Source organism: Vibrio sp. 1727 (assembly GCF_033344415.1).
Classification (GTDB): Bacteria; Pseudomonadota; Gammaproteobacteria; order Enterobacterales; family Vibrionaceae; genus Vibrio; species Vibrio alginolyticus.
In genome coordinates, this window is record NZ_JAWPOT010000365.1 from 1 (window position 1) to 643 (window position 643).

The window sequence follows — 643 nt, forward strand, 5'->3', positions numbered from 1 at the left end:
TGCGTCGTTAATACCATCACCAACCATCGCAACCGTGTGCTCAGTAGAAAGTTGTTCCACATAACGTACTTTATCGGCAGGCAACAAGCTCGCTTTGTAATCCAAACCAATTTGATGGGCTATCGCTTCTGCACTGCGTGGGTTGTCCCCCGTCAACATCACAGAACTCACGCCCAACATTTTCAACGTGGCGATTGCCTGTTGAGCATCTTGACGAAGAGTATCTTGCCACGCGATCACGCCAATAACTTCGTAATCGTGACGAACGATCACCACGGTTTTGCCTTGTTCTTCCAGTTCAATAACACGTTGTTCAACTTTCGAAGAAACAGGGAAGTCCGCTTTTGATGGCGCAATAACTTGCACTAATTTACCGTTCACCAAACCTGTTACACCAGAGCCGACTTGAGCAGTTTTATCACTTGCCTCAGGAATCGAAACGCCTTGTTCTTCAGCCCGCTTCACTAATGAAACCGCTAACGGATGACTTGACCCCATCTCGATAGAAGCCGTTAAACTCAGTAGCGTTTCTTCTGTTACATCATAACTCACCACGTCTGTTACTTGCGGTTTACCTTGTGTCAACGTGCCTGTTTTATCAAACGCGACCGACTCCACTTTGCCAAGCAACTCAAGCGCTGCC

The 643-nt window shown here is 47.4% G+C and carries 1 protein-coding gene; it reads right to left on the bottom strand.

The annotated features are described in order from the left end of the window. A partial coding sequence (locus tag R8O10_RS25775; protein WP_318192033.1) for an HAD-IC family P-type ATPase occupies positions 1–643 on the bottom strand: 643 nt, incomplete at both ends.